The following is a 9,856-nucleotide window of genomic DNA, read 5'->3' as shown; positions in this document are numbered from 1 at the left end:
GCCGCCGCCGTCATCGCCATCCCGGTCGCTGCGCAATGGCGCGGTCCGGCCGCACCGGCCGAACCGACGGCGGCACTGGGCGGGTCGGCGTCAGCGACAGGAGCGGCGAGCGCGACCGGAGCCGATGGCGCAACGCGACCGAACGGCATACCGGCGGATTGGCGGCCCGAGTCCTATGGCGGGGTGCAAATCTGGGTGCCTGCCGAGTGGGGCTGGGGAGGCACGCCGACCACGCCGGAATGGAATGGTGGCGGCCGGATGGACTGCAGCGGCCTGCGGGCTTTCACTGTGCCGGGCAGTTCCACCTACGAGTTCGTGCCGGACAACACGCCATACGTCGGTCGGCCGGTGATGATGACCGACGCCTGCGGCGACGGCGGGCCCGACTCCCACCCAGTCGTCGACGCCGCCTGGCTCGGCGCGCCCGTTGACGTGGGCACGCAGACGTATGGCGATGGCGTGGTGCGCGAGACCCGCGCGGTCGGTGAGGTGACTGTGACCGTTTTCGGCAAGGACACCGATCTGCGGCACCGCATCCTTGAGTCGGCTCGGGAGGTGGCGATCGACGCCAACGGTTGTGCCGCCGAACCGCCATCCGGTCAGAGCCCATCGGCCACGACCATCACGTCCGCCGAGAGTCTGTCGGTGTGCGTCTACGACCTCGCAAACACGGCCCGGAACTCGCCGAGCTTGCTGTTCTCGACGACGCTGTCCGCCCAGGAGGCCACGGACTACCGCAAGGCCACCGCGGCCGCTGCGTCGGGGAAGACGGCGAGAACCGTGATAAGCGCATACGGGCATACGGCGAGCGTGCGCATCGGCCTGCACGGGCAGGATGCCGCAGGGACGCAGACCACCCGGTGGGATCTGATGCAGGGTGCCCAGCTGATCGTCCCCGTCGCGGGCACCGAGCCCGGCGGCTTCGTGCCACTGTCCGTCACCAAGGCTTTGGTGGCGCCCTGGGCGAAGGACCAGGGCGGGATCAGGGCCTATGTCATCGGGCCAGGGCCGGACGTCGCCGAGGTCGCGCCCTATTTCCGGGGCATCCTCGGCTGAGGCTCGTTCCAGGCCGCTCCTTAGTCCAGCTGGGCGAAGGCCCTGTCCAGATCGGCGATGAGATCGCGCGGGTCCTCCAGCCCGATCGACAGGCGCATCGTCCCCTCGGTGATGCCCAGGCTCAGGCGCTCCTTCTCGGGGATCCGGAAATGCGTCGTCGTCGCGGGATGGGTGATCAACGACTTCGAATCGCCGAGATTGTTGGAGATGTCGACGATCTGCAGGGCATTCATCGCGCGGAAAGTTGCGGCCTTGTCGGCGTTCAGCGTGAAGGTCACGACGGACCCGCCGCCGGTCATCTGGCGGCGCGCGAGGTCAGCCTGGGGATGCGAGGCGAGCCACGGGTAGCACACCTGAGCCACTCGCTCATCGGCCTCCAGCCACTGCGCGACCTGCAGGCTGTTGTCGGCCTGCTTGGCCATGCGCAGGTCCAGGGTCTCCAACGACTTCACGAGCACCCACGCCGTGAACGGCGACATCGCCAGCCCGAGATTGCGGATCATCGGCTGGGCGATCTCTGTGACGAACTGCGCCGAACCGAGCACCGCGCCACCCATGGTGCGCCCTTGGCCGTCGATGTGCTTGGTCGCCGAATAGACGAGGGCATCCGCGCCGTGGGCCAGCGGCGCGGAGAAGACCGGCGTGCCGAAGACATTGTCGACAACGACCTGAGCACCGGCCGCGTGGGCGATCTCGGACACGGCGGCGATGTCGACCAACTGCATCGTCGGATTGCTGGGGGTCTCGAAGAAGACCGCCTTGGTCGGCACCGAGAGCGCCTCGCGCCACGCGTTCAGATCGCTGCCGTCGACGAAGACCGCCTCGACGCCCCAGCGCGGCAACACCTGCGCACAGATCGTGTAGCACGTGCCGAAGAGTGCCTTGCTGGCGACGATCCGGTCGCCGGCACCGCACAGGCCGCCGAGCGCCGCGAACACCGCGGCCATCCCGGTCCCGGTGGCGTATGCCGCCTCCGCGCCTTCGAGGAGAGCCAGCCTGTCCTCGAACATCGCGACAGTCGGGTTGCCGTACCGCGAATAGGAGAAGCGTTCGATCTCCTCTTTGAAGGTCGCCTCGGCCTCTTCCGCGCTGGCGTAGACGTAGCCGGAGGTCAGGTATATCGCCTCGGCCGTCTCCTCGAACTGGCTGCGACGCATGCCACCACGCACCGCCAGGGTGTCGCGGTGGAGTTGCCGATCGTTCGAGGTCGTGGTCACGATCAGCGACTCTACAAAGTCCCACCGACAACTCGGTGAGGTGTCCGCGAGCGCAGCACACGGTATACGGACACTAGTGCTGGCGCGGCTGGAAACGACGGGCCGGCCGGGAGGGGCAGGATAGGACGTGTGGACGCTTGGGCAAGGCCTGCCGTGGGTGACTCGCCCGTACCCGGGCAGTTGACAACCCGCCTGCTCACCGCTGAGACGTGGCCCGATTTCGCCGCACTCGTCGAGACCAACCATGGCGTGTGGGGCGGCTGTTGGTGCATGGGATTCCACCCCGAAGGCTTCTCGGCCGGCAGCCCGGAGGGAAACCGGGCCGCCAAGAAGTCTCTCGTCGAGCGCGGGATAGTGCACCAAGTGCTTGTCTATGAGGGCGACGCCTGCATTGGCTGGTGTCAGTTCGGCTCGCCGGCCGAGCTGCCGAATATCAAGAACGTCAAGGCCTACGAGAAGGACGTGACGGAACTGCCGGCCTGGCGGATCGGGTGCATCTTCACCACCGGCAGGCAGCGGGGTCGCGGGGTGGCCCGGGCCGCCGTCGACGCTGCGCTGCACGAGATAGCCGCCGCCGGTGGAGGGATCGTCGAGGCCTATCCCGAGCAGGTCGATGGTCGCGCACCACAGCGTGGCGCCTACTTCCACACCGGTCCCGAGACCTTATTCGCCGACCTTGGGTTCACCCGCGATCGTCGGATTGCGAAGTGGCGCTGGGTAATGCGACGCACGGTCGTGCCCTGACCTGCCGACGGACCGGATAGTGCCCGGTCGCTCGGGGTGCCGTTGTCGGTGATTGCACTAGGGTGACGACGACAGCTTCCCCGATCAAGGAGCGACTATGCAACGTCGCAGGTCAATCGCCGCCGTTCTCGGTTTCGCCCTCGCCCTGTTCGGCCTGGCCGGCCCCCATGTCACGAAGGCGACGGCCGCCGACCGCACCGCGACGCTCGTCGGCACGTTGCAGGACGAGCTGGGCTGCGGCGCCGACTGGGACCCGGGGTGCACGACGACCGACCTGACCCCGATCGCGGGAACCACGACCTACGAGAAGGTCTTCACGGTCCCGGCCGGCAGCTACCTGTTCAAGGTCGCCATCAACCACGGCTGGGACGAGAGCTACGGCGGGCCCGGTGGCGGCAACCTGCCCCTGGTCATCCAAGGTCCCGCGCAGCTGCGCTTCAGCTATGACGACACCACGCACAAGGTGGGCCTCGCCCCGACCGACCTGCCAGGTGCGGTGACCGCGGCCGACAAGGCGATGGCCGGCAACTCGTTGCGCAATGGGCTGACCAAGGAACGCTTCTACTTCGTCATGGCCGATCGCTTCGCCAATGGCAGCACGGCCAATGACCGCGGCGGGCTGAGCGGCGACCGCCTGGTCACCGGCTTCGACCCCACCGACAAGGGCTTTTATCACGGCGGGGACCTCAAGGGCATCGCCGACAAACTCGACTACATCAAGGGTCTGGGGACGACGGCGATCTGGCTGACGCCGAGCTTCAAGAACCGCCCCGTCCAGGGCAGCGGCACCGACGCCAGCGCGGGTTACCACGGCTACTGGATCACCGATTTCACCCAGATCGACCCCCATCTGGGCACCAACGCCGAGATGAAGTCCCTGATCAGCAAGGCCCACGCCAAGGGCATGAAGGTCTTCTTCGACATCATCACTAACCACACGGCCGACGTCATCGACTACGCCGAACACAACTACGACTACCGCTCGAAGGACGCCTATCCCTACAAGGACGCCTCCGGCCAGACCTTCGACGACAAGACGTATGCCGGGGCCACCACCTTCCCGACGCTCGACCCCGGCACGTCTTTTCCCTACACCCCCGCCTTCCGCACTCCCGCGGACGCCTCGGTCAAGGTGCCGGCGTGGCTGAACGACCGGACCATGTATCACAACCGCGGCAACTCGACCTTCGCCGGTGAGTCCAGCGAGTACGGCGACTTCGTCGGCCTCGATGACCTGTTCACCGAGCGGCCCGAAGTGGTCGACGGCATGACCGACATCTACAGCGCCTGGGTCGACCTCGGTATCGACGGCTTCCGCATCGACACCGTCAAGCACGTCAACATGCAGTTCTGGCAGCGCTTTGCGCCGGCCGTGCTCGAACACGCGACAGCGATCGGCAACTCCGACTTCTTCATGTTCGGCGAGGTCTACGAGAGCGCCGCGAAGCTGATGAGCCAGTACACGACGACCGGCAGGCTGCCCGCCACCCTGGACTTCGGCTTCCAGGCGAATGCCGTCAACTTCGCAGGGGGTAAAGAGACCACGTCACTGCGCGACTTCTTCGGCGCCGATGACTGGTACACCGACACCGATTCGAACGTCTACGAGACCCCGACCTTCCTCGGCAACCACGACATGGGTCGTGTGGCAATGATGCTCGCGGGCAAGGGTTTCAGCGGCGCGGACCTGCTGGCGCGGGTCAAACTGGCCAACTCCCTGATGTACCTCACGCGGGGCCAACCGGTCGTCTACTACGGCGACGAGCAAGGCTTCATCGGCTCCGGCGGCGACAAGGACGCCCGGCAGGACATGTTCGCCACCAAGGTCGCGCAGTATGCCGGCGAGTCCAACCTCACCGGCGCCTCCGGCTCCCGCAACCGATACGCGACGACGGCGCCCCTCTATCAGCAGCTCACGAAGCTCGCAGCCCTCCGGGCCGCGAACCCCGCCCTCGCCGATGGCGCACAGGTCCACCGTTATGCCAGCAACAGCGCCGGCATCTACGCCTTCTCCCGCGTGGACCGGGCCAGCGGCATCGAATATCTCGTCGTGGCCAACAATGCGACCAGCGCCAAGTCCGCCAGCTTCGACACCTTCACCACGGGCGTGCGCTTTGCGCCCCTGCTCGGCGGGACGGCCCTCACCTCTGGGCCGGGCAGCCGGGTGTCGGTGACGGTCCCGGCGCTCACCGTGCGCGTCTACAAGGCCGGCGCGAAGGTGGCCGCTCGGACGTCCGCGCCGCCTGTCTACCTGACCTCGCCGGCGCCCGGTGAGGTCATCAAGGGTCGGGCGCAGATCTCGGCCGCGACCACGCAGAACGCCTTCGCCCAGACCACCTTCGCCTACCGGCCCGTCGGAACGACCACGTGGCAGACGATCGGCACCGATGACGCGGCGCCCTACAGCGTCTACCAGGACGTGTCCGGGCTCACGACGGGGACCTTGCTGGAGTATCGCGTCGTGGTCAAGGATTCCAGCGGCAACTACAGCGCGTCGTCCTCGTATGCCACTGTCGACGGCGTCCCGGCTCCAGGAACGAAGGCCACGAAACGCGCGACCGCCGCCATCGCGCAGCCCGCCGACTCCTCGATCGCCGCCCGTTCGGCGGCAGCCATCCCGGTGGCCGGAAGTAACCGGTCCGACAAGCCGGGCAAGGATGCCGCCGTCACTGCCTGGTCGATCGGCCCGGTGACGCAGCCCGACTTCGTGTCAGTGCCCGGCTCCTTCAACTCTGAGTTGGGATGCACCGGCACCAATGCGGGCGACTGGCAGCCTGATTGCGCCTTCGACCAGCTGACACTGGATGTCAGGGACGGCATCTGGAAGGGCACCTTCGACCTGCCGGCCGGGGACTACGAGTACAAGGCCGCCATCAATAAGAGTTGGACCGAGAACTACGGAGCCGGCGGCGCGCCGAACGGCGGCAACATCGCACTGCACCACCCGGGCGGACAGATCACCTTCTATTACGACCCCGCCACCCACGGCGTGACGAGCAACATCCAGGGGCCGATCATCACTGCTCCCGGGTCGATGCAATCCGAACTCGGATGTACGGGTGGATCCTCTGGCGGCGACTGGCAGCCGGACTGCATGAACCCCTGGCTGCAGGACCTCGATGGTGACGGCACCTACACCTGGACCTCCGACCAGATCCCGGCCGGCGACTACGAGTTCAAGATCGCCCACAACCTCACCTGGGACGAGAACTACGGGGCCGGCGGCGCGCCGGGCGGCGCCAATGTCCCGTTCAGCCTGCCTCGTGATGGCGTCGTGGTAACCATCAGTTATGTCCTCGCGACCCACGAGATCACCGTGACCACCTCGGCATCGGGCGCCGCCCCGAATCTGAAGGCGGCCAAGGCCTTCTGGGTGCAGCCCGGCCTGCTGGCGTGGCCGGCAGACGCCGTCCCCGACGGCGCCAACCCGGCGCTGCTGAAGTGGCGACTGCACTGGGCACCGAATGCCGGGATGACGATCGACGCCGAGGACTTGCCGGGCAGCACGTCCGCGGGCCTGGCCTACGACCCGGCCGGGCTGCCCTCCTCGGTCACCGCCTCACGCCCGGAGCTCAAGGGCTATCTCGCCCTGCGCCTGGGGTCGACCACGGCGGCCAAGGCGCCGACCATCTTGCGCGGTCAGGTCGCTGTCGCCCTCTACTCCAATGCGGGCGGGCTACTCGACGCCACGGGCGTGCAAACGGCATACGTCCTTGATGCGTTGTACGCCGCCTCCGCCAAGACGCGCACGTATGGCGCGTCCTTCGCCGGCACCAGCCCCACCTATCGGGTGTGGGCGCCGACGGCCAAGACGGTCACGCTGCTGACGTGGGCAGCGACCGCCCCCGGGGACGCGCCGCTGAGCACGGCCAAGCGCACGGCGATGACGCGCGCCACAGACGGGTCCTGGTCGGTGACGACCGGTGTGAAGAACGCCCGCTACCTCTACGAGATCGTGGTCTACGTTCGCTCCACCGGGAACATCGAGACCGTCCAGGTCACCGACCCCTACTCGGTCGCACTAACCCTGAACTCGACCAAGTCGGTCGCGGTCAACCTCAAGGACATCGCCTTCCGGCCCAGCGTCTGGGCAAGGACACCGCAGCCGCGGATTGCGCAGAATGTCGACTCCTCCATCTACGAGCTCCACGTCCGCGATTTCTCGATCAGCGACACCAGCGTGCCGGCAGAGTTGCGCGGCTCGTATCTCGCGTTCAACACGAATGGCAAGGGCATGCAGCACCTCAAGGCCCTCGCTGCCGCCGGTTTGAACACCATCCACCTGCTGCCGACCTTCGACATCGCCTCGATCCAGGAGGACCCGGCCAAGCAGACCACTCCGGCATGTGACCTGGGCAATTTCCCGCCGGACAGTGAGCAACAGCAGGCCTGCATCGACGCGATCCGCGCCAACGATGCCTTCAACTGGGGCTATGACCCCTTCCACTGGCTGGCACCGGAGGGCAGCTACGCATCGACCGCCGCGGCGGCCGACGGCGGCACGCGCGTTGCCGAGTTCCGCACCATGGTCGGCGCGCTCCACAAGGCCAACCTGCGGGTCGTCCTCGACCAGGTCTTCAACCACACCCCCACGTCGGGGCTGGCCCCGACCAGCGTGCTGGACAAGGTCGTGCCGGACTACTACCAGCGGCTCGACGCGCGCGGAAACATCTACACCTCGACCTGCTGCCAGAACATCGCTACCGAACACCAGCTGGCGCAGCAGATCATGGTCGACGCCGTGGTCATGTGGGCGCGCGACTACAAGATCGACGGCTTTCGCTTCGACCTGATGGGCCACCACAGTAGGGCCAATATGCTCGCGATCCGGGCGGCTCTGAACAAGCTGACCACCGCCAACAGCGGGGTCGACGGGTCCAAGGTCTACCTCTACGGGGAGGGGTGGAACTTCGGTGAAGTCGCGAACAATGCGCTCTTCACCCAGGCCACCCAAGGCCAACTGGGCGGGACCCATATCGGCACCTTCAGCGACCGGTTGCGCGACGCGGTCCGCGGCGGTGGACCCTTCGACGACGACCCGCGCAAACAGGGCTTCGGCAGTGGTGAGTTCACCGACCCCAATGGCGCCGCAATCAATGATGGGGCCCCGTCGAGCCTCCAGCACGACACCGACCTGGTGCAACTCGGGCTGGCCGGCAATCTGAAGGACTTCAGCTTCCGGCTCAACTCCTCGGGCCAGGTCGTCACCGGCAAACAGGTCGACTACAACGGCTCCCCCGCCGGTTATGCCAGCAACCCCGACGAAGTCATCACCTATGTCGACGCCCACGACAACGAGACGCTTTTCGACAGCTTGACCTTCAAGCTGCCCGTCGCGACGTCGATGTCCGACCGGGTGCGGATGAACACCTTGTCGCTGGCGACGACCGCGCTCGCGCAGACGCCGTCCTTCTGGCATGCCGGGGCGGACCTGTTGCGCAGCAAGTCGCTCGATCGCAACTCCTACGACAGCGGGGACTGGTTCAACCGGCTCGACTGGACCGGCAACGACAACGGCTTTGGCCATGGCCTGCCGCTCAAGGGCGACAACGAGGCCAAGTGGTCGTATATGCGGCCGCTCTTGGGCAATGCCGCGCTCAAGCCGTCCGCCCAGGACGTTGCCACGGCAACCGCCCAGGCCCAGCAGATGCTGGAGCTGCGCTACTCCACCCGCCTCCTCCGGCTCGGCAGCACGGGGGCGATCAAGGCGAAGCTCACCTTCCCGGCCAGCGGCACCGCGGACGCCACGCCCGGGGTGATCGTCATGCGCATCGACGACACCGTGGGCGCGGACCTCGACCCAGGGCTCAAAGGCCTGGTCGTGGTGTTCAATGCCACCCCGAACGCCGTCACTCAGGTCGTCCCCGGGATGAGCGGCATGACGTTGGCCCTGTCGCCGGTGCAAGCTGGCGGCAGCGACCCGGTGGTCAAAACGTCGGCCTGGAACACGGACGCCGGCTCGGCGACTGTTCCGGCCCGGACAGTCGCGGTCTTCGTGCAGAAGTAGCTCCTCGCCATAGTGAAGGGGCCGTGAGCGCGGTGCGCTCACGGCCCTTCCGGCGCTCGACCGTGCGGGATGCCGACGTCAGGAGCTGAAGAGCGCTTGCGCGAAGTCGTCGGGAGCCTGGCTCATCTTGGTCACGTGCGTCGCGATGCCCCCGGTCAGTGCGGCCACCTTCTTCAGGGGCCCCAAGTTCACCGGGGTCGATGAGGAAGAAGTTGACGACGACCGGCTTGTCCTTGTCGTAGGTCCCTTGACATAGGCCGACAGCTTGGCCAGGGTCACGCTCGACCCCGAGTCCTCGTTGTTGCCGTCGGAGATGATCAGCACCTGGTTCAGGTATCCGTCGGCATACTTCTTGTTGGCCTCGCCGAAGGCATCCTGAACGGCCCGGTAGAGCTGAGTGCCGCCGCCGGGTTGAACCGTCGCGATCTGCGCCTTCATGGCGTCGGAGTGGACCTTGCCGCCGCCGACAGGGGGTGTCATTGCGCTGCAACGGCAGCGTGTCCTCGGTCACAGGCTTGCCGTCAACGGTGTGGAAGAACCACACGGACGAATTTGCTCGGGGCGAGGCCAGGTCGAAGGCCCGGGCCGCCAACTGTCGGACGAGGTCGATCTTGGAGACCTTGCCGTCACCGAAGGGATAGCGCATCGAACCCGAAAGGTCGATCACGGCGAGCGTGGAGTTGCGAGCGTGCATCAGCGACCACGCGGAGTGAATGCCGTCGACCATCTCCTGGGTGAAAAGGACTGGCCAGGTCGAGGTCGGCGCGATGGCCGCTGCCCCGACAGACGGTTCCTGGCCCATCAGGCTGCGATAGCCCGCGTCCCGCAGGGC

General features: G+C 66.9%; 5 protein-coding genes. 3 read left to right on the top strand and 2 right to left on the bottom strand.

Features of this window, described 5'->3' with window-relative positions:
• On the top strand, window positions 1-1,056 hold a 1,056-nt coding region (locus PKH97_RS09515; protein WP_324387168.1), incomplete at its 5' end, for a hypothetical protein.
• Between the two features lie 20 nt (window positions 1,057-1,076).
• On the opposite strand, the gene metZ is transcribed toward PKH97_RS09515, so the two are convergent.
• Window positions 1,077-2,273, bottom strand: coding sequence for an O-succinylhomoserine sulfhydrylase (gene metZ, locus PKH97_RS09510; RefSeq protein WP_324387167.1), 1,197 nt, complete (start codon window positions 2,271-2,273; stop codon window positions 1,077-1,079).
• A 129-nt stretch (window positions 2,274-2,402) separates the two neighbouring features.
• Between metZ and PKH97_RS09505 the strand changes: the two genes are divergently transcribed.
• Entirely contained in the window at window positions 2,403-3,017 is a 615-nt protein-coding gene (locus PKH97_RS09505; RefSeq protein ID WP_324387166.1) for a GNAT family N-acetyltransferase, read from the top strand.
• Between the two features lie 97 nt (window positions 3,018-3,114).
• The gene (gene pulA, locus PKH97_RS09500; RefSeq protein WP_324387165.1) at window positions 3,115-9,024 is read left to right on the top strand and encodes a pullulanase-type alpha-1,6-glucosidase; all 5,910 of its coding nucleotides are present in this window, start codon (window positions 3,115-3,117) and stop codon (window positions 9,022-9,024) included.
• Between the two features lie 78 nt (window positions 9,025-9,102).
• Here the strand turns inward: pulA and PKH97_RS09495 are convergent, their stop codons facing one another.
• Window positions 9,103-9,504, bottom strand: coding sequence for a hypothetical protein (locus PKH97_RS09495; RefSeq protein ID WP_324387164.1), 402 nt, complete (start codon window positions 9,502-9,504; stop codon window positions 9,103-9,105).
• Window positions 9,505-9,856: the final 352 nt, after the last annotated feature.

Source organism: Nostocoides sp., from assembly GCF_035343835.1.
Classification (GTDB): Bacteria; Actinomycetota; Actinomycetes; order Actinomycetales; family Dermatophilaceae; genus Nostocoides_A; species Nostocoides_A vanveenii.
The sequence above is the reverse complement of the archived record's forward strand: the minus strand, read 5'-3'. Positions and strand labels throughout refer to the sequence as shown.